The sequence below is a fragment of the Pseudomonas sp. BP01 genome, from assembly GCF_022760795.1.
Lineage (GTDB): Bacteria > Pseudomonadota > Gammaproteobacteria > Pseudomonadales > Pseudomonadaceae > Aquipseudomonas > Aquipseudomonas putida_Q.
Genome location: NZ_JAFBKA010000007.1, coordinates 63,825 through 88,966 on the forward strand (window position 1 = coordinate 63,825; position 25,142 = coordinate 88,966).

The following is a 25,142-nucleotide window of genomic DNA, read 5'->3' on the forward strand; positions in this document are numbered from 1 at the left end:
ACTGAAGGTGGTGGAATGGAGCTCAATTTCCATTTCTTCCCTACCGCTTTTCCTGACGAGACACTTCACAGTGTCCTCTCTCGCTACGCCCGGCTCTGCGGTGGAAGTAGCCGCAAAGCGGCTTTCGCTGGCGATCGGGCAGCAGCCTCATTCACGCAGAATGTGACGTTCCCACATCGGTTGGCTGACTTAGTCGAGGCACTTCCCCGCAGTACCGATCTATCCGTAGCTCAAATCATCAAGTGTCATACCGTACTTCCTTATTACGCGCCCTTTCTCACCAAGGACCAGCTGAAGCATGCTCAGGCTTCAATGGCGGGCGACGGCAAGGGGCTGATGCTTAAACTTGGAATCAATGCCAGTAGGCTTGAGGGTGCTTCGAGAGTGCGGTTCTGTCCGGTATGCCTCAATGAGGACATCTGTCGAGTGGGCGCAGCTTATTGGCACCGAGTTCACCAACTCCCGGGGGTACTGGTATGTCCCCACCACGAGCAGATGCTCAAGGTGGTGGATCCCAGCGGGTACAGTCGTAGTTCAAGGCAACTCAATTTGCCTGACGACACAGCAGTGCAGGAGCATGCCTTTCAGCTAGATGCTAACTTGGACACCCTCCCAGCATTACATCAGATTGCGCTGAGCTCACTGCAGTTGCTAGGTGCAGATCTTCCCGCACTGCCTGCGTCGTCGGTGCGCTCCTGTTTTCTTCACGCCGCTGTTCAATTGAACTTGGCCTCTGACTCACACCGTTTAGATTTGCATGAGTTGGCCAGACATATGGCCAGTTTTTTCACATCGCTACCGGCGTCATGGGAGTTCTCGATTCTAGGTGACTCGCCCGCAGATGCTCCTGCGACCTGGGTCACCAAGCTTCTTCGCAAGCCAAGAGGCACACACCACCCACTCAAATACATCGTGCTCGCGGGCGCCCTTAAGGTCGACCTGGTCAGCATGCTGGACAGAGACCAGCCACCACTGACACCGGAAGTTGCGGGTGTATCCATCCATGCTTTCCCCTTGCCACAGAATTTACCCATCGAACCAGCCATTGAGGGTTTAGAAAAGCTTCCGGCAGCGATTTGGGAACTCGCTAGCGGAGGTGCCGACGCGAGTGAAATTTCTTCTGCACTGGACCTATCCCGGGCGTCTGTTTACCGGTCCATCCGAGCCATCAATGGCGGTCCGGAGGCCTGGAGGAAAGCGAGATTTATCAGGATGCGCGATGAACGCAGGACGGCCTTCGAGGCTGAGTATCGCTTACTGCATGCACATGGTTGCCAAGGCTATGCCTGGCTGTATCGATGTGACCCTGAATGGCTCTCAGGTTGTATCGCAAAGCACACCGATACCCATACTCAGACCGGCCGAGCAGACGTTGCGGAGAAATTCGCGATACTGGATGAGAGCCTCGCCAAAAAAATCAACGAATGCGCGAAAAGCCTTCGGGCTCTCGCTGGAAAACCTGTTCGGATTTCTAGAACCAGGATTGGCCGAGAACTGCACGTGCTGTCTCGCTTTGAGAAACAGCTATCAAAGCTGCCGCTATGTATGGATGCCTTGGCAGAGGCCTGTGAGTCTTCCTACGAGTTTCATGCTCGACGTTTGCAGTGGGCCGAGGCGAAGCTGATGAGTGAAGGCCACGCCCTGACCCTTTCAGCGTTGTATCGTACCGCTGGTATCAGGCCGTTATAGACTTCACCGGACGGTATGCATAGCCTCCCAGCGGAGCTTCATAGCCTGGAGGACCTCCCCATTTGCGAGAAACGCCGGTTGATTTGAGCAATTTCGCCGGATCTATGCCGTTTTTATCAAGGTGTTCTAAGTTCCATTCAAAGAAATTAACAAGAGCTGGAAAAACTTGACGTGGTAAGGTCGAAACCAGATTAAGGCGGGAGCAATTTAACGGCAGGTCTCGTTTTATCATTTCAGCCAAAGCCCAGATCAAACGCCTCAAATGAAAATGCCAAATTGACTCACGGTGCAGCTCTACTTCCTGAGCGACCAGAGGGAAATTTCGCTGCCGAGCCATTGCTGCAGACCTCAGCCGTATCGGGAGTAATTTCAAGAGATTGCCTAGGTTCACGCGTTTTAGATCATTTCCGATGCGGTACAGGTCCTCAGCCCCTGAGGCGATAATGGCAGCAAACGACTCATCGCGAGGGTCGCTAGCTTTGTCCAGAGTTTTGGCCTTCGGGTCCTCATGACAGAGTTTTGCCTGTAGCCACGTGTTGTCATTCTCCTTGAGCCAGCGCGTTGCTTGGTACGCTTTCTTCCAAAGATACTCAAGGTCAGCATCCGGACGCAGAGCCAGAAGTGTCGCAACCTTTTTTCGATGCTGGTCTTTATTACTGTGCTGTTGTTTAGGTTTAACCCGAACATTTACCTTAGCAGCACTACGTAGTATCAGCTCACTGTTCAATGACTCATGGAATTTATCGGCGTTACCAAAGAGGTGCAAAGCGAGAATCAAATGCCGCGCGAGGGGTAGATCCATTTGTCCATCGCGGTGACTGAATCTGATCCATTGATTATAGTCGCCTTTTCCAAATGCCCCATCCATTTGCGATAAAATTTCATCACCAAACTTTACTCGAATACTCTCAAATAATTTAGCCTTGCTCACGAGATCGCCGCAGTTAAATTCACGCTTGCGGCATTGCCTTACATAACATGATGATAAGGCTTCGCCACTTATCAAAGGAAGATTACGCTGAAGAATATCATGTGCGAAAGCTGCAAATTGCACCTCAAGTTTAGAGCCTTGAGATTCTGGGGCAGGAGATAGAGCACTCCAACCGCAGATACAAGGCTCCGTCAAATTCGGCAATAATTTCAGTTTTCGATAGAACGGATGGCTGCAGTTTGGGCAGTCATGAATCAGTGAGTCTCCATGACGCCAACAGACCGTGACGCCAGGCAAATGGTGCGATCTGTGCCAGTAGGCGTAGCCCAGTTCGATGAGGTCCTGTCGAACGCAGCTAAGGCAGATCCGCGCCTTGCCATGAATCGTGGCTTCCCGGCGAGGAACGCGCGCCACCCCCGAGTAGATACGAGCTCTGGAGGGGTATTCAGTGCCCGTGTGCCTCCCTAGAAAAGGCTTGTATGCAGGGAACGTCGTGTTGCTGCAGATCAGCTCTTCGAGATTCCTTTGCTCGTCCCCCGGCAGTCTTCTAGCGAGGATTTCAATCTGCTTAGGTAACATACCCACACCAAACGGATCGGAGTCGAACAAATCGCGGAAGGTCTCCGCCTCAGTTCTGTTGCCTGAGAGGAAGTGATAGCGGGTGATACGAGAATGGAGCATCTCGTCTGGCATCGACATAGGGAAGAATAATAGATCCGACATCTGTTACCGACTTACAAGTGGGGCTCGAAAAGGACGTGCATCCGGTGAGGAGCATAGTTGTAACACACCGAGTCCTGTACCAGGGTTAGGATTTTTGAATTTTTTCAAGGCGGACTGGCTATAGCCCATGCTGTTGATTATGAAGTGTCCGGTCGCGCTCAGGGTATTGAATTCCATACAAAGCACGTATTGATACGAGCCCCAGGGTGAAAGTGTATTTCCCGAACCGGCTTTGCCATGGTTCGTGCATTGCTCTTGTGTAGGACAGGAACCAGAGCTAATGCTTGCGAGTAGCGATTAGGTCAAGACGGCTAAGGCAAAGTTTCCTTTACCTTAGCTGGGCGATTACGAGCTAATAGAAATCTTTATCTTATGCCTACCCTGCCAAAGCCCGTGCAAGCAGGTGCCAGCCTCGAAAACAACCTTATGTCGCATCCTCCTACGCTGATTCAGAGCGGGTTGAGGATTCTCCTGGCCTCTCCTAAGCCCTGTGCGCTCGCCGTGATGGGGTAGTTCAGTCGAGGTGAAATCTTTGCTTCTCAGTCAAAATGCGCCGCGGCAGGCTGCATCGAGCCGCTAGCACGAAGGACATCTAGCTGCATCGCTGCTGGCCCGATGTCAGAAGCAAGGTGATCCCAGTACGTGGGTCGACCACGGCGACAGGCCCTTGCGCAGATTGAAGTCAGTCAGCTGAGCGAGGGATCGAGGACGCTTCCAAGGCTGGTAGGTATGCACCAGCCCCCGCTCATGCCGATCCGTGCTGAAGCTGAGCGAAGCAGGGCGTTCAGAAAGCATGAATCTGGGGAAATGGGATGGCGGGGTGTCTATTAGCGCCTACAGCTATTAAATCGCCGCAGCCACACGAAGTGCCAGCTCGGTTCGGTTTGTCACTTTGGCTTTTCGAAAAAGAGCGTGGATCTGATTCCGAACTGTATTAGGGCTCGACCCCAGCTCTCGGGCAATTTGTTTGTTGCTTATGCCACTCGCAACCAGCTTCAAGATCTCAAGCTCCCGCGCGGTGAACTGGTACCAATCCAGCTCTTCAGTTTCCTGGGTTGGAGGGGGCACGTAGGCAGGAGTCTTGGACGAGTGCAGCTCGTTGGCTTGCCGCACCAGGTCAGCCACTATGGCTTTGACGCTTTCTACGTCGCTCCAGCGCTTTGTGGAACTGATTACGGCGAACAGCAAGAGGTTATCGCTGATCGGCGTCGCATCGATAGCGAAGCGTCTGCCCAATGTCGGTTCCTGCAGGAACAGGCGGCGGCCTATGCAGGTGCATTTTCCAAGGTCAATCAGTGACGGGGCTCGGACGGCAGCCCAGAGGGCTACGAGGGACGCGCAATGGCTCTGCAGGGTTTCTGGCTCTTCATGGATTTCGCCTTGCATGAAGAGCAACTGCTCAAAGTGAACTGCCGGGCCATTCACCGAGGCGGTACCGACAGCAACGCAGTCCACATCAAGGCCAGCCAGGGGTGGCGATTCTATGCTTTGACCAAGCACTTCCCAGCCGTTTTTGACCTTTTCCATGTACCGCTCTCCATGCCGTCATGAGCGCACCAGAAGCCTGAGTGCAGGCTCCTGATAAGCGTATTTGTCTCGATTATATGGACAAACGGATACCTCCGCGACAAATGCGACTCACAACGGTCTGGCTAGCAACATCCACTTACAGAGGAGCAACAGGCCGTCGCCTGACCACCCTCAAACGCCAACAGTCCTTTAGTAACCTTCGGGTCCCTCAGCGCTGGTGTATTGCAGTCAAACAGCACCGCCTCGGCCAAGGGTGGCTCGTTCACGCTGCGCAGTCCGAGTAAGGAGCCCTGATACGGAGCTCGCATCATGAGGTCGTAGGTTTTCGCACAGACAGCCACACGCTCCCCGCGCCGATACACATGGCCATCGTCATCGCGGACTTCACTCCAGGGGCCCCGGTACATGACTGCCTGACCCAATTCCCAGCAAGGCCCTTGCTTACCCTTGTAAGCCTGGATTGTGCAAATCCGGACTTCTGCCTCGCCGATCCTGTCGATTGCCTCCGCCGCTGTTGCCGACCAGTGGAGAGTAATACCGTGGAAGCCAGCCCGTTCAAACGCATTGATAACCGCCGTTTCAGAAGGAACTCTGAGCGCCGCGCCGGGAGGTGCGCAGCGGACGGAGTGCAGCGAATCCAGTGGTTCGTCACTCACCACTACCGCACAAATCACCGAGCCGCTCAGGCTGAGGGCGCGAAATGCTTCGGTCAGCAACTGCTGCTCGGCTTCGGCACCGACGCGGTTGAGCGCGAAGTCCATGACGATCCGGCTGGCCCATCCGGCCGGGACGGCCGGAGAGCGCTCGACACCGAAACGCAGCTTTTCTTCCAGGGCCAGATACCCGTCGATGTCGCGGAGTACCGCGCCTTGCAGCAGCGTCTCAATCACGCCAGCATCGCGGGACAGATCCGAGAGCGCCATCAGTCGAACAGCGCGAGCTTTGGGGAGCAAGACCGCGCCTTTGCGCAGTGTTCGCGGTTCGTGGTCGGCAATGAGCAGTTCGCCTTGTAAGCCATCGGCACACATGGCGAGCAGCTCGGAATAGGCGCCGCCCCACCAGAGCGTGCGTGGCAAGTCTGTGGTACTCGCATCATGGTCGAGGTTACTACCAAGCAGCGACGCGATGTGCATCAGCTCCCGCTGCCAGGGCTCCAGCCTCATGGCTGTGCTATCAAGCATGTTCATTGGCGGCGATGTCCAGAGTGTCTTGATAATGGCGGTATTCGGTGTGGGCGGGCAGATCCGCACCGAACCGTTCCAGATATCGCTGAATGGGTTGGGATGATCGAACGAACCGGTCTTGGCAAACCTTCAGCGTTTCCATGGTGGTCTCGGTGAAATGCAATCCGTGATTTCGTAACGTCTTCAGCCAATGGCGATCAAATGCCCAAGGGTAGGCACCTATTTCAAGGTTGGTCTGGGCGAAGGTCAGATAGCCGCGCTGGCGAATGTTGATGGCTTTGAGATCGACGTCCTGAAGACTGTCATAGAAGATAACCGTATTGGGCCGGGTGACTTCACAGAAGACTTGCCACAGGTCCCTCATGGACGGACTGGTCTGGTCGTCCACGACGAGATTGACGTATTCCCCCTCCGGGACCCAGCGGAAGATGCTGGCGATACTGGCTTGGAACACGTCCTGGTGCAGCAGGTTGAGTGCCTGGTTAGTGGCGACTGTGTGCAACTCAGCATGGTGTCGGTCCGATAGCAGCCGTTCGATGCCCATCCATTGCTGATACAAGCCGTAGCGCTTACCGCTGTAGCGTCCGTCCACTGAACTGCCGATTACGATCGAAGGCCGTATGACGATGAATGGGATACCGCATTCAGCGACGACCCGTTCGGCGGCCCGCTTGGTCAGGGTGTAGTTGGTCGGGTCTTTCGGTGGTTCGCTTAAGGCCGTTTCGGGCACCGGAGCACCGGAGTAACCCGCCGAGTAGGCCGTCGAAACGAAAATGAAGAGGCTGACGCCTGCACGCTTGGCCGCGATAGTCAGCCTTTCGGTGAAATCGACGTTCATCGCTTGGAGGGCGTCGTTGTCGAAGTAGTCGAGGCAGCCGGCGCAGTGAACGATGGTGTCAGCCTTGCCTGCACGAAGGGTATTTTCCAGCAGCTCTACCGTGGCGGTTTCGGCGCCTTGCCAGTGAACCGTCGAGACTTGGCCGGCAAAATCATCCGCGTTTTTCCCCAGCGCAAGCAGTTCGCGCTGGACCTCTTCGGGAATACTGCTTGGTGCGACTTCACGGCGAGACGGCAGGATCAGGTGGTCGGCCCATCCGTCAGTCAGCATCTGGGCAGCCATCAAGGCACCTAGAAAACCGGTACCTCCGGTGAGAAATACACGGCCCCCGTGGCGTGCGGTCGGCAACGGCGTTTTCATCGTGCTCCTCCGCTCGCCACAGTGGGCTCGCTCGTAACGGTCGGAAGAGTATCCTGGATCATGGTCTGGTCGGGTACACCGCCGTAGGACAGCAGTTTTTGGTCAACGATGACGATCGGGAACGCGCTCAGTCCGTGCGCCATAAACAGCTCAGAGACCTGCTGCGCCAACGCTGCTTCGGCTGGGTTCAGCGCGGAAGTAATTTTCGGAAGGATGGTTTGTGCCGTCGTCACAGTGACGGTCAACACCGGCCAGTCGAGTTTGGTCGCGGCCAAGGCCGCCCGCGCCGCCGATTCGATCTGCTCATCGACCTGATTGGTCCCTGGCATGCAGCAACTGGCAGAGAGTATGACCACTGCGTCGTTGCCCAGAGCGCGTTTTACCTGGGCGATATCTGCGTCCGAGGCTTTGTTGAAGAAACCTAACATGTCTTGTCCCTCTTGAATGGGTGGTTACAGCACGAGAGCCACGGTTACGCCCAGCGCAAGTGCGCAGAGGACGACGGTCAGGGTGTGGGCAATCACCAGTGGAAGTCTGAACAGCCTGAAAAGCAGCATTACTTCTGGCGGGCTCGTGCCGATCGCGGCGACGAGGAATGTCACCAGCGGGCCGACTGGGAACCCTTTTTCAATCAGCGCGAAGCCGATGGGCAGAGCTGCGATCGGGGAGATATAAAGCGGCACCCCGACCAGTGCGCAGGCGAGGTAAAGCCAGGCGATCGGCAAGCGGTCGACCAGCCCCATCAGCATGTCCTTGGGCACTGCGCCATAGATCAAACCGCCGATGAGCAAGCCAACCAGCAGGTAGGGTGCGACGGTGCGCAGCTCCTGCTTGGCGGCTAACCAGGCGAAGCGGCTTGCAGGTTTCCAGCCAGGCCAGGCTGCAACTTTCTGCCCCAGGAAGGTTGCGCTGCTCTGCGGGGCTGGGGTGATGGTGACGTGCTTGGCCATTCCCAGCCGACCAGCGATCACGCCGGCGGCCGAAGTCAGTGCCAGACCGGCGATGATGAACACAGCGCCTGGAATAAAGCCGACAGTCAGGAACAACAGGATGAAGACACCTTCGTTAACTACCGGGGACGCCACCAGGAAGGCGAAGCTCGGAACGAAACTAACGCCCGCCCTAAGCATGCCGCTCAGAACAGGAATGGTTGAACACGAGCAGAACGGAGTGATCACCCCTCCAACGCTTGCGGCAAATGCAGACCGCCAGCCTGAAGAGCCGAGCAAGCTGCCTTGCGTCGCTTGAAAGGGCATTCGTTGTTGCAGCATCACCACAGACCAGGTGACCAGCAGAAAGAGCCCAATGAGCAGGGTGCCGTCCATGAGCAGAAACTCGAAGAAGGCGCGAAGACCCTGCGCTAAGGTCGTGTTATCGGACATAGGTGCTCCGCCGGTACTGATGAGGGCGGGCTGATGCAACGCTTCAGGCGTTGGCCAGCCCGGCATTCAAGGACGGGGTGCCGCCGTAGGCCTGCATTGATTCGATCAGGGACGCAGTCACTACCGGGTCGAAGTTGGCCTTGTCGAGCGTTTCCACGTAGGTGTCCAGCGCTTCGATGCGGATTTCGTCAATGTCAGTTTTTAGGTCGCCAAGCGAGAGGGCACCGCAATCGATATTCAGGCGGTCGCAGAGGAAGTGGCAGCTAGTGCTCACCATGCTGAAAAGCTCTGGCATGACCCGGTGGTGCGCCCATTTGAGGCTTTCGTGGACGCCTTCCGAATCTTTTGCGATCAGACCGCGAATTCGGGCTAGGCCGATTTCCAGGTGTTCCAGCTCATCGTCGAGGATCTTGTTAGCCAGCGCTGCGGTATCCGGGTCGCCCTGACGCACCAAGGTGCGGTACAGCACGATGGCCATGGTTTCGGTCATTAGGTCCTGAATCACCAGGCAAGCGGCCAGATCCTTGTTTTGGACGGCGGTGCTGAAGTGCCGGCGGATGTTGAACCACTGCGGCTCGACGATCTCGCGCATGACGTTATAGTCATGGCGCTTGCCCAAGCTGGCCAGCATCTGGATGTGCTTCGATTCCTCGTGGGCCTGTTTAACGGTTTCGATCTTGCTCTCGGTATCCGGCATCAGCGGCACCATTTCCGAGTAGTTCTCCACCGCCATGATTTCGCCTGCAATCGCATTCGAAGCGATGTAGGCCAACAGGTTGAAGTAACCATCGGACTTGTTGTGCTCGGCGCCGAGTTCTTCGCGGCGGCTGGCGGAGCGCAGGTCGATTGGGGCGTGTGAAATTGGCTGAGTACCGGCAGATGCGTGTTGCATTTCTTATCCTCCCATAGGCTTCAAGGGCATTCCCTTGCCGCGGCAATTGTCGAGAGGCTGCTGGCGTGGTGCCATAGTACATAGCTTCTATTCAAAATTAGGCGCACTACCCCCTACCATGAGTCAGATAACGACGCATCGGTCATCCGGTGCGTTTCATGGAAGATGCTAGGGAACAAGATGAAAACAAGAACCTGGGCGGCCCGGCACGTCGGTATGCCTGCGCTGTTGACGCTGGGCGCGTTGCTCTGCCTGTCAGGCTGTAATGGTGAAGCAGAACTGAATGCTGACACCAAGTCGATGCGCGTCAGTGTCGTCGGTGCCAGCACCATTGCGCCGCTGATCAGCGAATTGGCCAAGGCCTACGAGAAGCAGCATCCCGGCGTTCGCATCGAGGTGCAGGCGGGCGGAAGTGCGCGGGGCATCATGGACGTGCGCAGCGGTACCGCCGTGCTTGGCATGGTGTCTCGCGACCTCAAAGCCGATGAGCAAGACCTCGAACATGCACTGATCGCCAAGGACGGCATCGGCATGATCGTCAACAAGAGCAACCCCGTGGTCGGGCTGAGCAAGGCGCAGGTCATTGCGATCTACACCGGCCAGATCAGCAACTGGAAAGAGGTGGGGGGCAATGATGCACCCATCACCGTGGTCAGCAAGGCCGAGGGCCGCTCCACGCTGGAGATCTTCAGCAGCTTCTTCGGCATCCCCTACAAGGACATCCGAGCCCACGTCATCATCGGCGACAACCAGCAAGGCATTCAGACCATTGCCGGATCGCCTGACGCAGTGGGTTATGTCTCCATCGGATCAGCAGAGTACGAAGCTGGCCAAGGCGCCGCCATCCGCTTGATCCCTATGGATGACCAGATTCCTTCGACCGCCTCCGTGGCCTCGGGGCAATACGCGATCAGCCGTGACCTGAACCTGGTCTACAAGGCGCCTTTGAACGAGCAGGTCCGGGACTTCGTAGCCTACGCACAATCGAAACAGGCCGAAGACTTTGTCACACGGATGTACTTCATCCCGGTGGTGAAATAACGGCCGGCGTTGCTGGCTAGGGCCGCTTCATGACACTACCTATCGTTGACTCCACCTCACCGCCCACAGCGGCACTGCGCGGCTGGGCATTCTGGTCAGCAATGGTCATGCTGGCTTTGCTCGGGGCCGCGATCGTATTCCTGATCGTCGCGTTTCTCTTGGGCGAAGCGCTGCCGCTGATCAACAAGGGTGGCTTCGCCCGGTTCTTCACCGACGAAGGCTGGTGGCCAAGGGATGCCAGCTTCAACATGACGCCGATGGTCATAGCGAGCCTCTACCTGACGGTCGGGGCGCTGCTGGTAGCGACCCCGTTGAGTCTGGCGATATCTCTGGTCACCACATTCAAAGCGCCACTTGGGCTAGCGCGGCTGATGCGCAATTTAGTGGAACTTAGCGCGGCCGTACCAACAGTGGTTTATGGCCTTTGGGGCGTGAGTGCCATCGTCCCGATCATCAACCTGTGGAGCCCACCGGGCGCCAGCTTGGTGGCCGGTATTCTCGTAGTGGCTTTGATGATCATTCCGACTATCACCGTACTGACTCAATCAGCCCTCCAGACGGTACCGTTCGCCTATGTACAGGGGGCGGCGGCACTCGGTGTTTCCGCCAATCAGACCCTGTTGCGCATTGTCGTTCCGGCAGCCAGGCAGGGCATTTTTTCCGCCATGGTGCTCGGTGCTGCCAGAGCCATCGGGGAAACCATGGTGGTTCTGATGGTCTGCGGCAATATCGTGCAAATACCCACTTCGTTATTTGATCCTGTCCGTGCGCTAACAGCCAACATTGCGCTGGAGATGCCGTATGCAATGGGTGATCACCGGGCCTCGTTGTTCATCGCTGGCGTATTAATGTTGCTGCTAGTCAGCGTGCTGGTTGCCACGGGCGAATGGGTGGGCAGGCGTCAGCGGGAGATGAGCTTATGAGACGGATGTTCTTGGCTCGACTCAAGGAGCGGGCTTGGACTGCATCCTTCTACGGCTTGGCCTTCGGGGCAATTGCAATGCTCCTGTGGCCTCTGCTGACTGTGTTCGGCAATGGGCTTCAGGTACTTAGCTGGGAGTTCGTTTTGTCCGACCCGCTCGATGCGGGCCGTGGTGGCGGGATCGCTCCGATCCTCGTCTCGACGCTGGGCATCGTACTGGTCAGCCTGACGGCAGCCTTGCCGCTGTCGTTCGGGGTGGCGGTGATGCTGACCGAAGGTTTCAAAGCCGGTGGCTGGCCCGCAACCTCTGTGCGCTGCAGCCTCGATATCCTCGCTGGCGTTCCCTCTGTGGTGTTCGGGCTCTTCGGCCTCAGCCTGTTCTGTCGGCAGTTGGGGTTGGGCTATTCCATCCTGGCCGGCGGCCTGACCCTGGCCTGCATGATCCTTCCGACACTGGCGCGGTCGCTAGCGTTTTCCCTAGAGGCGGCGGCCACGGCCCATCGTGCTGGCGGTGCCGCGCTGGGACTGTCGCGGCAAGCCGTGCTCTTGCGGGTGATGGTGCCAGTGGCGCTCCCGGGTATCTGTGCTGGGATCGTGCTGGCGCTGACTAGGGCCCTGGCGGAAACGGCGGTGTTACTGTTCACCAGTGGCTATTCGGACCGTATGCCCGGATCGCTGCTCGACTCTGGACGCAGCGTTTCGGTGCATATCTACGATTTGGCCACCAATGTGCCCGGCGGTACGCCGAACGCCTATGGATCGGCCCTCGCGCTTCTGTTGCTCCTGGCTCTGCTCAGTTTCGCGGTGCATACCCTGACTCGGTGGATGCAGCAGCGTATGACCGGCACAACTACAGGGAGATATTGAGCATGACCAATAAGACCGGTGCACAAAGGCTTGAAACCCCAATGCTAGCCATCCCCTACGAGCCAGGCACGGTTACGCATCTGAATAGCGCTGCCGAAGGCTACATCGAGATCCAGGATCTGTCGGTGAGCTACAACAAACGGATGGTCGTCGAGGGCGTGAGCCTGCGTGTTCCGCGAAATTCGGTCACAGCCTTGATTGGGCCGTCCGGCTGCGGCAAGTCCAGTTTGCTGCACTGCTTGAATCGCCTGAACGATCTTGTTCCCGATTGTTCAGTCTCGGGTTCGATCAGCTTCAGTTGGATGGACGGTAAGCTGTTATTGAAGAATCCGACCCAGTTGCGCCGTCAGGTCGGGATGTTGTTTCAGCGGCCTAATCCGTTCCCGTTCTCCATTCGCAAGAACCTCGAATTTGCATTGCGTCAGCACGGCATCAAGTCACGGGAAGAAATCGATACGCGGATCGAGGCGTCCCTGATGGAGGTAGGTCTGTGGGATGAGGTTCATGATCGCCTCGATGGCCCGGCGCTGGCGCTATCTGGCGGGCAGCAACAGCGACTATGCCTTGCGCGGGCCCTCGTACTGGGGCCGGAGGTGCTGTTGATGGACGAGCCATGCAGCGCCCTCGATCCGATCTCGACCCAAACGATCGAGGCGTTGATCTCAAGCCTGTCGCAGCGGCGAACCATCGTTCTGGTCACCCACAGCCTGAGTCAGGCCCGGCGGGTTGCGGACCAAGTGGCGGTGTTCTGGAAGGTCGATGGCGTGGGACGATTGATTGAGTGTGGCAAGGCGCGGGAGGTATTCGAGCGCCCGCGTCATGAGCTGACACAGGCGTATCTGCAATTCGCCTGAATCGAGCAGTCGGTGCAGCGGGGCGCCATGGTACATCGGTTCCATTGTGGGCACAGCGCGGCGATTCCTACCATGGCCGCATGAAAACTATCTCTGCTAATCCCGTGCAATACCCGGCCGCGAGAGTGAAAACCCTCCCGCTCCTTGTCCATGATGTGCTCAAGCATGCGGCAAGGGTGCATGCCGCAGTGAAAGTAACTTCCATCGCTCTCGACGGTGCTGTCAAACGCCAGAGCTACGTGGATCTGGCGGATTCCGCGCGTAATTGCGCCGCGCAACTCCATGCTTTGGGGTTTCAGCCAGGCGATGCGCTCGTCAGCTTTGGCCTGAGCTCGCTCGATCAGTTGGCCTGGCTGTACGGGGCACTCGATCAAGGCGTGGTCACCCACCTGCTGAACCCCCAGCATCGTCCTGAAGACCTGGGGCTTTTCCTTCAAAATATCCGTCCGAAGCTGGTGCTGCACGACGCCGCCACGGCCGGCGCGGTTCAGGCTTTTCAGGGGCTGCCTCCAGGGTCTGCGGTGCGCGCGATGACCCATCGCAACGCCGAGGGGGCGGTTGGCTATGTAGCGGCACAGTTTACGGAGGACAGCCTTTCCCACGTCTGTTACTCGTCCGGCACCACCGGCACGCCGAAAGTCGTCGAGTACACGCACCGTTCGACGCTGCTGCACACCTGGGCTTGTGCCTTGCCGGATGCCCTGGGCCTGACTGGCGCCGACCGGGTCATGCCGCTGATGCAGAATTTCCATGCCAGCGCATGGGGCGCTCCGTTCGTATGCCCGATGGTAGGCGCCGAGCTTATCCTGGTCCCGCCAACCCGTGATCCGGCGCAATGGTTCCAGTGGATCGAAGAGCATGGGGTGACAGTTCTGGGCGCGGTGTCGGCCCACTGGCTGGCGCTTGCTCATTACATGCAGGCCACCGGGCAGCGTTTCAGCACCTTGCGCCGGACCGTCGTGGGAGGAACCCGGCTGCCGTTCGAGGTTGCGCATTTCATTCAGGAGCAACTGGGCGTCGAGGTTTGCCACGCTTGGGGCATGACTGAGACCTCGCCTCTGGCCACCATCGAACGGTTCGACAGCAGCGCGACCGTCCTGGCCCACGGCAAGCCAGTCTTTGGGGTCGAGCTGGCAGTGCGAGGTGATGATGCAAAGTGCGTGGTCGAGGGCGTCGGCGAGCTCATGGTGCGCGGGCACTGGGTAGCTGTCGGCGCCGCGCAGGACGATTGGCTGGCGACCGGCGACTTCGCGACCCTTCGGGCCGATGCGCGGCTCGATGTCAGTGATCGGCTCAGCGACTCGCTGCTGGTCAGCGGCGCTCCCCTCAGTTCCGCCCTGGTCGAGCACCGGGCCAGACAGGTGCCGGGCGTCGCGGACGCAGCTCTGGTGATCTGCGAGCCCGGCAGCGGCCGGAGCGTCCTGGCTTTGGTCGCTGCTCCCGGTGCCGAGCACGCCGCCGTTCTCGCCGAGCTGCAGGTGGTTCTGGCCCGAGCCTTCCATGGCTGGTGCCCGACGCAGTGCACCGTCGTGGATGCGTTCCCCTACACAGCCTCGGCAAAGGTCCAGAAACACATCCTCAAAGCACAAATCGCGCGCCAGAACGAAAGCGATGCTGCCTCAAACCCTTCCTTGACGTGCTGATGCCTGACTCATGACACACATATCGAAAGTCGCAGCGGTAAATTCTGTTGAAACAAGCGGGCTGAAGAGCTCGCTGCCCCTGGAGCGGTACGTGACCTGGGTGGTGGACCATCGGCGTTGGGTCATCGCCATCGTGCTAGCGCTGTCGGCGTTCTTTGCGTTCTTTGCCGCCAAGCAGCAGGTCATCATCAACCCGGCCGCCGTGGTGCCGCAAAGCCACCCGTACATCAAGGCGACCAACACCATCGAGAAGATCTTCGGCTCGAAGTATCTGGTGGTGATTGGTCTCACCCCGACCCAGGGCGATGCTCTGCAACCCAAGGTGCTGGAGGCCGTGAAGCGTATTACCGACAAGCTCTATGCGGCACCGTCAGTCACCAAGCAGACGCTGCTGAGCCTGTCATCGCGGCAGGCCAAGAGCATTCGCGGTAACTCCGAGGGCTTCGAGGCCAAGCCGTTGCTGGGTGACCAGTTGCCGTCTAACGCCGCGCAGATCGACGAGCTTAAGGCGGTAATCAACGCCAATCCGGTCTACAGGGACACGGTGATCTCCAGTGACTGGCGTACCGCAACGATCATGCTGGAGCTAAAGGAAAACCCCAATGGGTTCGGCGCGATGCTTTCCGATGTCCGCCAGATACTGAGCCAGGAAAACACGCCAGGCATCGAGATCTCCATGAGCGGTAACCCAGTGTTCTTGCACCAGGCGGAAGTCTTCGCCGACCGGATCAACTGGCTGTTCCCGATCGCGGTACTGGTTATCGGCCTGTTGCACTACGAGGCGTTCAGGACCCGCCAGGGGCTGATCCTGCCACTGGTCACGGCGCTGCTGTCGGTGGTCTGGGGCGTGGGGATCATGGGACTTATGAAGGTACCGATGGATATCTTCAACTCGCCGACGCCGATCCTGATCCTGGCAGTTGCGGCGGGCCACGCGGTGCAGCTGCTCAAGCGCTATTACGAACGCTTCATCGAGCTGGTGAATGGTCAGCAGATGGATCCTGTGGTCGCCAACCGGCTCGCGACGATCCAGTCGTTGGCGGCGGTGGGCCCGGTGCTGGTGATTGCTGGCGGTGTCGCTGCCCTCGGGTTTTTCTCGCTGGTGGTGTTCGAGCTGGAAACCGTCCGGGCATTCGGCATCTTCACCGGTATTGGCATCCTGGCGGCCGTGCTGCTGGAATTCACCTTCACCCCGGCAGTGCGGGCCAGCCTCAAGCCGCCATCGGCCGCGCAGATCGATACCGAGACCAAGCCCCGGGTCTGGGATCGCCTAAGCGCGAGAATCGCTCACTTGGTAGTGACCCCACGAAGCCGACATTGGATTTTGGCTGGCTTCGTAGCGCTGATTGGCATCGCGGTTGCCGGCTGGCCGCTGGTGCATGTGGATAACTCCAGTAAGAGCTTCTTCTCCGATTCGCTACCGCTGCAACGCGATGACAACCTACTGAACACCCAGACCGGCGGCACCAACGTGCTTTACGTGATGGTCGATACCGGCGAAGCGGACGGGGTGAAGGACCCACAGGTACTGAGTGCGATCCGCTACCTGCAGGCGGATGCGGCGAAGCGCCCGATCGTGGGTAAGACGCTGTCCATCGACAACTTCCTCCAGCGCATGCACGAAGCAGCATCGGGGGATACGGGGGCTGCTACGCCACTTCCCGATGACCGTGAGTTAATCGCCCAGTACCTGTTCCTCTACTCGATGTCAGGGGATCCAGAGGATTTCTCGGCCCACGTCGATTACGACTACCAGCGGGCAAAAATCGCGATCATGTTGCGCACTAACAGCAACGCCGAGATTGATCACCTGGTAAACGAACTGCGTCAGGTCGCGAGCGAGCATTTCCCGCGCAACGTCACGGTGTCGTTCGGCGGTGAAGTCGCGCAGACCCTGGCGGTCACCGATGTGATGGTGCACAGCAAGCTGCTGAACATCGCCCAGATCCTCGGCGTGATCTTCGCAGTGTCGGTGATCGCGTTCCGTTCGGTGATCGCAGGCCTGTTGGTGCTGTCGCCGCTGGTGGTGGTGCTGTCGCTGGTGTTTGGCGTCATGGGCTACTTCGGCGTGCCGCTGAACATCCCCAACTCGCTGATCTCAGCCATGGCGGTCGGTATTGGCGCCGACTACGCAATCTATCTCATCTACCGCATAACCGAGTACACGGCCCAAGGCAAGCCGTTGCCCGAGGCTGTCGAAATGGCGATGAAAACCGCCGGCAAGGCTTGCCTGTTCGTCGCCACCGCCGTGGCCGGAGGCTACGCCGTCCTCATGTTCTCCTACGACTACAAGGTTCATATGTGGCTTTCTACCTTCATCGTTCTGGCAATGCTGGCGAGCGTTCTGGCAACTCTGACCTTGATCCCCAGCGCCATTCTAGCCTTCAAACCCCGTTTCATTTTCCAGCGCCGCTCCGGTGATCGTGGTGCGGTCCTGCTCATTATTCTGGCGGCCATTGGCTTCCTGACTTATTCACAGGTCGGATGGTCTGCCGAGCTGGAAGCGAAACAGATCATGGAGCGCAACGCAGCTGTCACCCGCTTCAGCACTTCAACCGCCGATGCGCAATTTGTGCTCCAGACCAAGGACGGTAGCCAGCGGACCCGCAAATCCAACATGTCCTCGAAGCTTCAGGAAAACGGCCAGGACACTATGCGCATGGTGCGCTTCGAAGCGCCTGCGGATATTCGCGGGACCACAACCTTACTCGTCGAGCGCACTGCCCAAGACGACGAAATGTGGGTCTACCTGCCCGCGATGAAGCGCGTTCGTCGTCTGGTGGCGTCGAACAAGAAAGACAGCTTCATCGGTACAGACTTCAGTTACGGCGATGTAATGGGGCACAAAGTCAGCGACTGGAAGCACACGGTGGTCAGGCGGGAGACCCGCGACGGAGTTGAGCACTACGTCATCGAGTCGCTGCCCGCCGAGGACCGCGTGCGCACCAACTCTGGCTACGCGAAACGCCTGACATGGATCCGCAAAGACAACTTCGCGACCACCTACGTGGAAGCGGCGGATGTCAGCGGGGCGCCGTATAAGCAGTTCTCCTTCGCCGATATCCAGTTGGTCGATGCCGCCAACGGCAAATGGCAGCCGATGAAGACCGAAGGCAAGAACCTCCAGAGCGGCCACACCACCACCATCACGTTCTCCAACTTCAAGGTAGGTGAGGCGTTGAGCGACAGCCTCTTCTCGGCGAACAACATGGCTTCGCGCTAAGGACAGGACATGAGCGGGTCTTTTCTTCCCGGATGGTGGGCTGGCGCCTTTGTGCCTCTGTTCTTCTCGGTGGGCGCTTTCGCCGGCGTGCCTGAAGTCACTGGCGAAGTTGCGGCAGGGGTGTGGTCGTCGAACAGGATGCTGGATGACCGTCATGCGGTTTCGTCCAATCGCGCCAAGCTCAAACTGGACTGGCAGGCCAGCGAGAGCCTGACATTGCGCAGTGAGGTGTGGGCACTGTCGTCCCCCGAGCGGCTGGATGAAAAGCGGGAGGATGCCGGGGTCAACGAGTTGTACGTCAAAAGTAGTGAGACCTTGTGCGCGCCGGCGCTTGGCAAGCAACTGGTCATGTGGGGCCGTGCCGACGGGATCAACCCCACCGACCAGGTGTCTCCCAGCAACTTCAGGCGCCTGACTCCGGAGACCACGGACCAGCGTACAGGCAATTGGGGACTGCACCTGGACTGCGCTGCTGGTGCGGGAAAGCTGCAGGTCCATGTGCTTGATCGGTTTCGCTTCAATGAGGTGCCGCTGGAAAAAACGCCCGGGGTGACGTTCCGCGAGCAGGATCCGGATGTCCGCCCTACGCTTGCCGTGAAGTATGACGTGCTGGGCTCGGAAGCGGATTGGTCGATCAGCGTGATTGATGGTCATGACCTGTTTCCGACCTTCGCGGTGCGTAGTGCCACGCCTGCTGGTGTGACCCTTGGTCAACACGCAACGCGCATGCGCCTGCTCGGCAGTGACTTCACAATCGTGCGGGGCGAGATGGCCTACAGGGGGGAAATCGCCTGGGTGGACTTCGAGCAGTCTTCTGACCCGGCGGTAGCTCGCCGGCAGCCCTATACCTCAGCTATTGGCGGCGCCGAGTGGTACATCGGCGATCGTGAAACAGTTTCTTTGCAGGGCTTCTGGCGACATTTGCGCTCGGTCGCGAGCATCGCCAACGATCCTGTGATGGCCCAGGTGCAGGAGGCCCAGGCCCTGATCAGCAACGAGCTGGACCGGGACCAATATGGGCTGACACTCCGCTACGCCAGGCCGTTGTTCGACTCGAAAGCGGATCTGGATCTCTTCGCGGTATGGACCGAACCCCGCAACGACTGGATGCTTCGGGGACGTCTGAAGTACGCCATCACTGACTCGTGGCGGGTCAGCACAGGGTTCGATGTTTTCCGGGGCCCGCAGGATTCTTTCTTGGGCCACCTGAGAACAAACTCACTGACGTTCGTGGAGGCGAGCTACATGTGGTGATGCTGAGGCCGTGCCAAGGTCCTTAACCATGTAGGCCGCTGATGCCGGGCAGAGCCCTTTGAATTCTGCAGAGCTGGAAATCGCCATAGGGGCTTGGGATCGATCTCTGCGCTCGTATCCGCGAGCCTCGAAAAACGCAGGAGCAGTTGTGGTCAGCAGATGAAGGCTGTGGGCGCCGTCGGCTTCGGCTATTCGTTCAAGTGCTCTCAGCAGCAAAGTACCGACCCCAGATTTTCTTTGGCCGGGCACCACAACCATTGAACGAATTAGACGAGCCTGGCCACTTCCTTCAATACCCCCATATCCCAGCTCCGTTTCTCCGCGGTGGAATGAATAAAACATACGGTCGGGCTGGAGAAGATCCTGGGTTGGCAAGCCGGCTGCGGCCAGATGCTCGGCCAGTCCCTGGATTTGATCGGGACCAAGCAGTCGGAGGGATATCTCAGGCTGGTTCATCGTGGACTCAGTATGAAGGGGGCGACGTTCAGTATAGGGCGCTGGACTCTGGCTTTTTCCAGTTTCTGTAGCCCCGCCGGGCGAGGTAAAAACCAATATCTGCTTTACCGAATATACGAATAGGCATATATTCGTTTTTCCAGATATCAGCAAACATACAACCCCCAGGAGGTCACATGCGGGAAACCCTGACACCCCCCGTCGTTTTCAAATCCCTGGCCGACGAAACTCGAGCCCGGATGACCTTACTGATCGCCTGTGAAGGCGAGCTTTGTGTATGTGAGCTGACCTGCGCACTAGACCTGAGCCAGCCGAAGATCTCGCGACACTTGGCGCAACTGCGTGAAGCGGGAATCCTCATGGACCGGCGTCAGGGGCAATGGGTCTATTACCGCCTCAATCCGTCGCTACCGGAATGGGTGCAGGTAATGCTGAAGGGTGTCGTTGATGCGAACACCGAATGGTTGAGCACTGATGCCCTGCGTCTCGCTGAAATGGGCGAGCGGCCCAAGAGCCCTGCCTCCTGTGTTTGATTTTTTCCCTCGCTGATTGAGTTGTAGTCATGTTGATCGCATTTCTTATTTTTCTGGTGACGATCGTTCTCGTCATCTGGCAACCCAAAGGTCTGGGCGTGGGCTGGAGCGCGGCTCTAGGGGCTTTGGTGGCACTGCTGGCTGGCGTCGTGAGCCTGTCCGATATCCCTGTGGTCTGGCAGATCGTATGGAATGCCACCGCAACCTTCATCGCAGTCATCATCATCAGCCTGTTGCTGGATGAGGCTGGTTTCTTCGAGTGGGCGGCATTGCATGTGGCCCGCTGGGGTAACGGCAGCACCCGCAAGTTGTTCGCTTTCATCATTCTACTGGGGGCAGCGGTATCGGCGTTGTTCGCCAACGATGGTGCGGCACTGATTCTAACGCCGATCGTCATCGCTATGCTGCTAGCCCTACGATTCTCCCCAGCGGCGACGCTTGCGTTTGTCATGGCAGCGGGCTTCATCGCGGATACAGCGAGCCTGCCTCTGGTGGTGTCCAACCTGGTCAACATCGTTTCTGCCGACTATTTCGATATCGGCTTCAGCGAGTACGCCTCGGTCATGGTTCCAGTGAACCTGGTCAGTGTTGCTGCAACGCTGGCGATGCTGCTCTGGTTCTTCCGCAAAGACCTTCCGCGCACTTACGACCTCGACCAACTGAAGGCACCCGAAGCCGCGATTCGCGATAAAGCGACGTTCGTTGCCGGCTGGGGGGTGCTAGTGCTCCTGTTGATCGGTTTCTTCGTCATCGAGCCGCTGGGTGTTCCGATCAGCGCAATTGCCGCTGTCTGTGCGTTGATCCTTTACCTGATCGCCGCTCGCGGGCATGTCATCTCTACCCGCAAAGTAATCAAGGAGGCGCCGTGGCAGGTCGTGGTGTTCTCGCTGGGCATGTATCTCGTGGTCTATGGATTGCGTAACGCTGGCCTCACCGACTACCTGGCGCAGGTGCTGAATGTCTTCGCCGGCTATGGGATATGGGGCGCGTCGATTGGGACGGGGTTGCTTGCGGCGGGCCTGTCGTCGGTCATGAACAACATGCCCACGGTTCTGGTGGGAGCGCTGTCGATCCATTCAGCCGAGGCCACCGGTGTGGTTCGGGAGGCCATGGTTTACGCCAACATCATCGGCTGCGACCTTGGACCCAAAATTACCCCTATTGGCAGCCTCGCCACCTTGCTGTGGCTGCATGTGCTGGCCCGCAAGAACATCGTCATCACTTGGGGTTACTACTTCCGCACCGGCATTGTCCTGACACTGCCGATCCTCTTTGCCACCTTGGCCGCATTGGCCATCCGCCTCAGCTTTTGAACCGGAGATACCTGATGAAAGTCTTGTTCATGTGTACCCACAACAGTTGCCGCAGCATTCTGTCCGAAGCGCTGTTCAATCACCTGGCGCCTGAGGGGATGGAGGCTGTGAGCTCGGGCAGCTTCCCCAGCGGCAAGGTCAATGAGCGGGCACTGAAGACCTTGGACGCTGCGGGTATCCCCACCGCTGGCCTTTCGAGCAAGGCGTCGGACGCTTTCGAAAGCGCTCCCCCTGACATCGTCATCACCGTGTGCGATCGCGCCGCTGGCGAGGCCTGCCCGATCTTCTTCGGACCGTCCCTAAAGGCCCATTGGGGCCTGGCTGATCCATCGGCTGTCGCCGGGAGCGAGGCCGAAATCGAAGAAGCCTTTCAGACTACGCTGGCGAAAATTGATGAGCGCGTGCGCGCCTTCATTGCGCTGCCTGTCCAGCAACTGACCCCGGAACAACTGAAAGCTGAGCTTGCTCGCATCGGCTCGCTTTAGTTCTTGTATCAATGGAGACCGAAATGAATGACAACCTGCCAAACGTTCAGCCAGAGCTGATTGATCTACCGTCGCTGGAGCGAATGGAGCCGAAGGATCCTTCAACCCACAAACCGCGCATCCTGCTGCTGTATGGATCGACCCGCGAGCGCTCATTCAGCCGCTTGATGGTCGAGGAAGCAGCCAGGCTGCTGGAAGAGTTCGGCGCCGAGACCCGCATTTTCAATCCCTCGGGGTTGCCGCTGCCGGATGACGCCCCGGACTCCCACGAAAAGGTGCGTGAGCTTCGAGAACTGATGCTGTGGTCGGAGGGCCAGGTATGGTGCTCGCCAGAACGTCACGGCTCGATGAGCGCGGTGTTCAAAGCGCAGATCGACTGGGTGCCATTGGCCATGGGCGCCGTTCGCCCAACCCAGGGCAAGACCCTGGCGGTGCTGCAGGTATGTGGTGGCTCGCAGTCGTTCAACGTGGTGAACCAACTGCGTGTGCTGGGCCGCTGGATGCGCATGTTCACCATCCCTAACCAGTCGTCGGTTCCGAAAGCGTTCCTGGAGTTCGATGATGCCGGGCGCATGAAGCCGTCTTCCTTCTACGACCGGCTGGTTGATGTGATGGAAGAACTCACCAAGTTCACCCTGCTGCTGCGCGATCGCCAGGATTACCTCGTGGACCGCTACTCCGAGCGCAAGGAGTCGGCGGAGGAGCTATCCAAGCGGGTCAATATTCGGTCTATTTGAGGTTATGAGCATGTCGCATCCCTACTCATTGAAATCGCTGCCAGATGCTCCGGGGGTGTTGATTTTTACGCCTTGTCCGGGCACCCAGTCCAGCGCTCTCGCTGAAAGCCTGGAGACGCTCAAGCAGGCCGGTGCCGTGGTGCTGGTTACGCTGATGTCGGACGCGGAGCTTGAGGAAAACGGCGTAGGCCAGCTTGGCATCGAGGCTGAACAGCACGGGCTGGAGTGGTTCCAGTTGCCGATTGAAGATGATCAGGCCCCCGATGAACGCTTTGAAACCAGGTTGAGCGAGATCCGTGATCAGCTGAACGCTGTCCTCGCTTCCAACCGGGCCTTGGCCATCCATTGCAAAGGTGGCTCTGGCCGGACCGGCTTATTCGCGGCCCGTCTGCTGATCGAATCCGGAATGCCACGCAGCGAGGCGATCAAGTGGGTTCAAGAGCTGCGGCCGAGAGCGATTCAGAAGCCTGCGCACATCGACTATATCAACCAATTCGGCAAAGACTGAACTAGAGGGGGAGCCATGGCCACCGAATCCGGATTACTCGATGTCATCGTGATTGGTGGGGGACAGTCCGCGCTGACGGTGGCCTATTTTCTAAAGCGGGCCAAATTGTCGTTCCTGCTGCTCGACGCCGAGGAAGCTGCGGGCGGGGCGTGGCGCCATGGCTGGGACTCGCTGACGCTGTTCTCACCCTCCGCATGGAGCTCGATCGCGGGCTGGCCGATGCCGCTAGTCACCGAAGGTAATCCCGATAGGGATCACGTGGTCAGCTATCTGGAGCAGTACGAGGCGCGATACGGGTTCCCTATCGCCCGACCCATTAGCGTCACGGCTGTGGAGCGGACCGGGCGTGGCCTTCGTGTACGCTCGAAGGATCGCGACTGGGAGGCTCGTGCCGTTATCAGCGCAACGGGGACCTGGAGCAACCCCTATGTTCCGGCCTATCCGGGGATAGAGCTGTTCCAGGGACAGCAGATTCACTCCGCCCATTACCAGTCACCAGAGGCTTTCCAAGGAAAGCGCGTGGTGGTCGTTGGTGGTGGCAACTCGGGGGTGCAAATCTATGCGGAGCTGTCCGAGGTCGCCGACGCAACGTGGGTAACCACGGAGGAGCCGGCGTTTCTGCCTGATGACGTTGATGGCCGGGTCCTGTTCGAACGGGCTACCGAGCGCCTCAAGGCTCAGCAGGAGGGCCGTGTTATCGACGCACCGGTCGGCGGGTTTGGCGATATCGTCATGGTGCCCTCGGTGGTCCGGGCTCGCGAGCGCGGGGCCCTTCGTGCTGTAAGGCCTTTCGCCTCATTCACTCCTGACGGGGTCTTCTGGCCCAACGGTGAGAAAACCCAGGTCGATGCGGTAATCTGGTGCACCGGCTTCCGGCCTGCGCTGGATCACTTGCGGAAACTTGACGTACTGGATGACAACGGCAAGGTCGAGGTATCAGGTTCGCGTTCAACTCGCGAACCGCGCCTCTGGCTTGTGGGATACGGTGATTGGACGGGTCAGGCATCGGCCACGCTCATCGGGGTGACTCGCACGGCGCGCAGTACTGTCAACGAAGTGGTGGATTACCTCAATAGCAAGGAAGAGTTGGATGCCTAGTCCAATCGAGATTCGTGTTGCCAGACCAGATGACGCAGAGGCTATACAGGCTATCTACGCGCCGATTGTGCTCCGCACTGCTATTTCGTTTGAAGAGGTAGCGCCAAGCGTGGAGGAAATGCGCCAACGTATCGAGACGACGCTGGAAACCTACCCCTATCTAGTGGCGGTGCAGGATGACCGAGTGATTGGCTACGCCTATGCCAGCCAGCATCGCGCGCGAGCGGCATATCGTTGGGCGGTAGATGTGACGGTTTATGTTGCAGAGGGGCAGCGCCGGAGTGGCATTGGCCGGCAGCTCTATACCGTGCTCCTGCCCATTCTGAGGCGGTTAGGATACCGTTCTGCATATGCCGGCATTTCCCTTCCGAACGTTGGAAGCGTGGGACTGCATGAGCGACTCGGCTTTCAGCATATCGGTACGTTTCCGCAGGTCGGGTTCAAGCTCGATGCTTGGCATGATGTGGGGTATTGGCGATTTGATTTCGGTGACGAGGGTCTTCGCCCCGAGGCTCCTATAAGCTTCCTATCCCAAATCCCGATGCCGCGTTAGAACACCTCAGCCCGCCCAGTTGCTGGGAGCGACAATTTCATTTCTCTTACACATTCGAGTAAACCAGCGTTTTCGAGAGTTCCGACAGTTTTGCATTTTCTCTAAGATAGACTGCAGGACCCCGTA

23 protein-coding genes are annotated in these 25,142 nt (G+C 58.4%); 15 read left to right on the plus strand and 8 right to left on the minus strand.

What is annotated here, in order from left to right; genetic code table 11:
- Window positions 1–15 precede the first annotated feature (15 nt).
- Window positions 16–1,689, plus strand: a complete 1,674-nt coding sequence (locus tag JOY50_RS08475) for a TnsD family Tn7-like transposition protein (protein WP_243055071.1) — start codon at window positions 16–18, stop codon at window positions 1,687–1,689.
- Here the strand turns inward: JOY50_RS08475 and JOY50_RS08480 are convergent.
- The 7 genes from JOY50_RS08480 to JOY50_RS08510 form a co-directional block, all read right to left on the minus strand.
- The gene (locus JOY50_RS08480) at window positions 1,676–3,343 is read right to left on the minus strand and encodes a TniQ family protein (RefSeq protein ID WP_243055072.1); all 1,668 of its coding nucleotides are present in this window, start codon (window positions 3,341–3,343) and stop codon (window positions 1,676–1,678) included. The two genes, JOY50_RS08475 and JOY50_RS08480, sit on opposite strands and share 14 nt — an antisense overlap.
- An 843-nt stretch (window positions 3,344–4,186) precedes the next feature.
- Window positions 4,187–4,870 carry a LuxR C-terminal-related transcriptional regulator gene (locus tag JOY50_RS08485; protein WP_243055073.1) on the minus strand — a complete coding sequence of 228 codons (684 nt, stop codon included), beginning with the start codon at window positions 4,868–4,870 and terminating at the stop codon, window positions 4,187–4,189.
- Window positions 4,871–4,995: 125 nt separating this feature from the next.
- Window positions 4,996–6,060, minus strand: a complete 1,065-nt coding sequence (locus JOY50_RS08490) for a hypothetical protein (protein ID WP_243055074.1) — start codon at window positions 6,058–6,060, stop codon at window positions 4,996–4,998.
- Window positions 6,047–7,255 carry an SDR family oxidoreductase gene (locus JOY50_RS08495; RefSeq protein WP_243055075.1) on the minus strand — a complete coding sequence of 403 codons (1,209 nt, stop codon included), beginning with the start codon at window positions 7,253–7,255 and terminating at the stop codon, window positions 6,047–6,049. Before JOY50_RS08495 ends, JOY50_RS08490 begins: the two co-directional genes overlap by 14 nt.
- Window positions 7,252–7,683, minus strand: a complete 432-nt coding sequence (locus JOY50_RS08500) for a hypothetical protein (RefSeq protein WP_243055076.1) — start codon at window positions 7,681–7,683, stop codon at window positions 7,252–7,254. The genes JOY50_RS08495 and JOY50_RS08500 overlap by 4 nt, the downstream gene beginning before the upstream one ends.
- A gap of 24 nt (window positions 7,684–7,707) precedes the next feature.
- Window positions 7,708–8,637, minus strand: coding sequence for a permease (locus tag JOY50_RS08505; protein WP_243055077.1), 930 nt, complete (start codon window positions 8,635–8,637; stop codon window positions 7,708–7,710).
- A 43-nt stretch (window positions 8,638–8,680) separates the two neighbouring features.
- Window positions 8,681–9,529 carry a ferritin-like fold-containing protein gene (locus JOY50_RS08510; protein WP_243055078.1) on the minus strand — a complete coding sequence of 283 codons (849 nt, stop codon included), beginning with the start codon at window positions 9,527–9,529 and terminating at the stop codon, window positions 8,681–8,683.
- Window positions 9,530–9,709: 180 nt separating this feature from the next.
- Here JOY50_RS08510 and JOY50_RS08515 point away from each other — a divergent pair, with 180 nt between their 5' ends.
- The 7 genes from JOY50_RS08515 (at window position 9,710) to JOY50_RS08545 (ending at window position 19,333) form a co-directional block, all read left to right on the plus strand.
- On the plus strand, window positions 9,710–10,570 hold the full coding sequence (locus tag JOY50_RS08515; RefSeq protein WP_243055079.1) for a phosphate ABC transporter substrate-binding protein: 861 nt from the start codon (window positions 9,710–9,712) through the stop codon (window positions 10,568–10,570).
- Window positions 10,571–10,599: 29 nt separating this feature from the next.
- The gene (gene pstC, locus JOY50_RS08520) at window positions 10,600–11,493 is read left to right on the plus strand and encodes a phosphate ABC transporter permease subunit PstC (RefSeq protein ID WP_243055080.1); all 894 of its coding nucleotides are present in this window, start codon (window positions 10,600–10,602) and stop codon (window positions 11,491–11,493) included.
- Window positions 11,490–12,359, plus strand: a complete 870-nt coding sequence (gene pstA, locus JOY50_RS08525) for a phosphate ABC transporter permease PstA (protein WP_243055081.1) — start codon at window positions 11,490–11,492, stop codon at window positions 12,357–12,359. The genes pstC and pstA overlap by 4 nt, the downstream gene beginning before the upstream one ends.
- A 2-nt stretch (window positions 12,360–12,361) precedes the next feature.
- On the plus strand, window positions 12,362–13,213 hold the full coding sequence (locus tag JOY50_RS08530) for a phosphate ABC transporter ATP-binding protein (RefSeq protein ID WP_243055082.1): 852 nt from the start codon (window positions 12,362–12,364) through the stop codon (window positions 13,211–13,213).
- Between the two features lie 188 nt (window positions 13,214–13,401).
- Window positions 13,402–14,856 carry an AMP-binding protein gene (locus JOY50_RS08535; RefSeq protein WP_243055083.1) on the plus strand — a complete coding sequence of 485 codons (1,455 nt, stop codon included), beginning with the start codon at window positions 13,402–13,404 and terminating at the stop codon, window positions 14,854–14,856.
- A 91-nt stretch (window positions 14,857–14,947) separates the two neighbouring features.
- Window positions 14,948–18,079: an outer membrane lipoprotein-sorting protein gene (locus JOY50_RS08540; protein ID WP_243055084.1), complete on the plus strand. Its 3,132-nt coding sequence runs from the start codon at window positions 14,948–14,950 to the stop codon at window positions 18,077–18,079.
- Window positions 18,080–18,088: 9 nt separating this feature from the next.
- Window positions 18,089–19,333, plus strand: coding sequence for a hypothetical protein (locus JOY50_RS08545; protein WP_243055085.1), 1,245 nt, complete (start codon window positions 18,089–18,091; stop codon window positions 19,331–19,333).
- On the opposite strand, the gene arsN2 is transcribed toward JOY50_RS08545, so the two are convergent.
- Window positions 19,298–19,789, minus strand: a complete 492-nt coding sequence (gene arsN2 / locus JOY50_RS29235; RefSeq protein ID WP_405045974.1) for an arsenic resistance N-acetyltransferase ArsN2 — start codon at window positions 19,787–19,789, stop codon at window positions 19,298–19,300. The two genes, JOY50_RS08545 and arsN2, sit on opposite strands and share 36 nt — an antisense overlap.
- A 176-nt stretch (window positions 19,790–19,965) precedes the next feature.
- On the opposite strand from arsN2, the gene JOY50_RS08550 reads away from it, so the two are divergent.
- From JOY50_RS08550 to JOY50_RS08580, 7 genes are read left to right on the plus strand one after another with little or no spacing between them, the layout of a single operon-like run.
- On the plus strand, window positions 19,966–20,322 hold the full coding sequence (locus JOY50_RS08550; RefSeq protein ID WP_243055086.1) for a metalloregulator ArsR/SmtB family transcription factor: 357 nt from the start codon (window positions 19,966–19,968) through the stop codon (window positions 20,320–20,322).
- A gap of 29 nt (window positions 20,323–20,351) precedes the next feature.
- Window positions 20,352–21,635: an arsenic transporter gene (locus JOY50_RS08555; protein ID WP_243055087.1), complete on the plus strand. Its 1,284-nt coding sequence runs from the start codon at window positions 20,352–20,354 to the stop codon at window positions 21,633–21,635.
- Between the two features lie 14 nt (window positions 21,636–21,649).
- Complete coding sequence (locus tag JOY50_RS08560; RefSeq protein ID WP_243055088.1) at window positions 21,650–22,120, plus strand: arsenate reductase ArsC; 471 nt, start codon at window positions 21,650–21,652, stop codon at window positions 22,118–22,120.
- Between the two features lie 23 nt (window positions 22,121–22,143).
- Complete coding sequence (gene arsH, locus JOY50_RS08565) at window positions 22,144–22,857, plus strand: arsenical resistance protein ArsH (RefSeq protein ID WP_243055089.1); 714 nt, start codon at window positions 22,144–22,146, stop codon at window positions 22,855–22,857.
- Between the two features lie 4 nt (window positions 22,858–22,861).
- Window positions 22,862–23,365 (plus strand): cyclin-dependent kinase inhibitor 3 family protein, encoded by a 504-nt coding sequence (locus JOY50_RS08570; protein WP_243055090.1) that lies wholly within the window; start codon window positions 22,862–22,864, stop codon window positions 23,363–23,365.
- A gap of 15 nt (window positions 23,366–23,380) precedes the next feature.
- A complete protein-coding gene (locus JOY50_RS08575) occupies window positions 23,381–24,463 on the plus strand; it encodes an ArsO family NAD(P)H-dependent flavin-containing monooxygenase (protein ID WP_243055091.1) in 1,083 nt (360 codons plus the stop codon).
- Window positions 24,456–25,016: an arsinothricin resistance N-acetyltransferase ArsN1 family B gene (locus JOY50_RS08580; protein ID WP_243055092.1), complete on the plus strand. Its 561-nt coding sequence runs from the start codon at window positions 24,456–24,458 to the stop codon at window positions 25,014–25,016. Before JOY50_RS08575 ends, JOY50_RS08580 begins: the two co-directional genes overlap by 8 nt.
- The last annotated feature ends 126 nt before the right edge of the window (window positions 25,017–25,142 follow it).

Coding starts and splice junctions, on each gene's coding strand:
- JOY50_RS08475 (WP_243055071.1), top strand. CDS start 16: ATGGAGCTCAATTTCCATTTCTTCCCTACCGCTTTTCCTGACGAGACA.
- JOY50_RS08480 (WP_243055072.1), bottom strand. CDS start 3,343: ATGTCGGATCTATTATTCTTCCCTATGTCGATGCCAGACGAGATGCTC.
- JOY50_RS08485 (WP_243055073.1), bottom strand. CDS start 4,870: ATGGAAAAGGTCAAAAACGGCTGGGAAGTGCTTGGTCAAAGCATAGAA.
- JOY50_RS08490 (WP_243055074.1), bottom strand. CDS start 6,060: ATGAACATGCTTGATAGCACAGCCATGAGGCTGGAGCCCTGGCAGCGG.
- JOY50_RS08495 (WP_243055075.1), bottom strand. CDS start 7,255: ATGAAAACGCCGTTGCCGACCGCACGCCACGGGGGCCGTGTATTTCTC.
- JOY50_RS08500 (WP_243055076.1), bottom strand. CDS start 7,683: ATGTTAGGTTTCTTCAACAAAGCCTCGGACGCAGATATCGCCCAGGTA.
- JOY50_RS08505 (WP_243055077.1), bottom strand. CDS start 8,637: ATGTCCGATAACACGACCTTAGCGCAGGGTCTTCGCGCCTTCTTCGAG.
- JOY50_RS08510 (WP_243055078.1), bottom strand. CDS start 9,529: ATGCAACACGCATCTGCCGGTACTCAGCCAATTTCACACGCCCCAATC.
- JOY50_RS08515 (WP_243055079.1), top strand. CDS start 9,710: ATGAAAACAAGAACCTGGGCGGCCCGGCACGTCGGTATGCCTGCGCTG.
- pstC (WP_243055080.1), top strand. CDS start 10,600: ATGACACTACCTATCGTTGACTCCACCTCACCGCCCACAGCGGCACTG.
- pstA (WP_243055081.1), top strand. CDS start 11,490: ATGAGACGGATGTTCTTGGCTCGACTCAAGGAGCGGGCTTGGACTGCA.
- JOY50_RS08530 (WP_243055082.1), top strand. CDS start 12,362: ATGACCAATAAGACCGGTGCACAAAGGCTTGAAACCCCAATGCTAGCC.
- JOY50_RS08545 (WP_243055085.1), top strand. CDS start 18,089: ATGAGCGGGTCTTTTCTTCCCGGATGGTGGGCTGGCGCCTTTGTGCCT.
- arsN2 (WP_405045974.1), bottom strand. CDS start 19,789: ATGAACCAGCCTGAGATATCCCTCCGACTGCTTGGTCCCGATCAAATC.
- JOY50_RS08550 (WP_243055086.1), top strand. CDS start 19,966: ATGCGGGAAACCCTGACACCCCCCGTCGTTTTCAAATCCCTGGCCGAC.
- JOY50_RS08555 (WP_243055087.1), top strand. CDS start 20,352: ATGTTGATCGCATTTCTTATTTTTCTGGTGACGATCGTTCTCGTCATC.
- JOY50_RS08560 (WP_243055088.1), top strand. CDS start 21,650: ATGAAAGTCTTGTTCATGTGTACCCACAACAGTTGCCGCAGCATTCTG.
- arsH (WP_243055089.1), top strand. CDS start 22,144: ATGAATGACAACCTGCCAAACGTTCAGCCAGAGCTGATTGATCTACCG.
- JOY50_RS08570 (WP_243055090.1), top strand. CDS start 22,862: ATGAGCATGTCGCATCCCTACTCATTGAAATCGCTGCCAGATGCTCCG.
- JOY50_RS08575 (WP_243055091.1), top strand. CDS start 23,381: ATGGCCACCGAATCCGGATTACTCGATGTCATCGTGATTGGTGGGGGA.
- JOY50_RS08580 (WP_243055092.1), top strand. CDS start 24,456: ATGCCTAGTCCAATCGAGATTCGTGTTGCCAGACCAGATGACGCAGAG.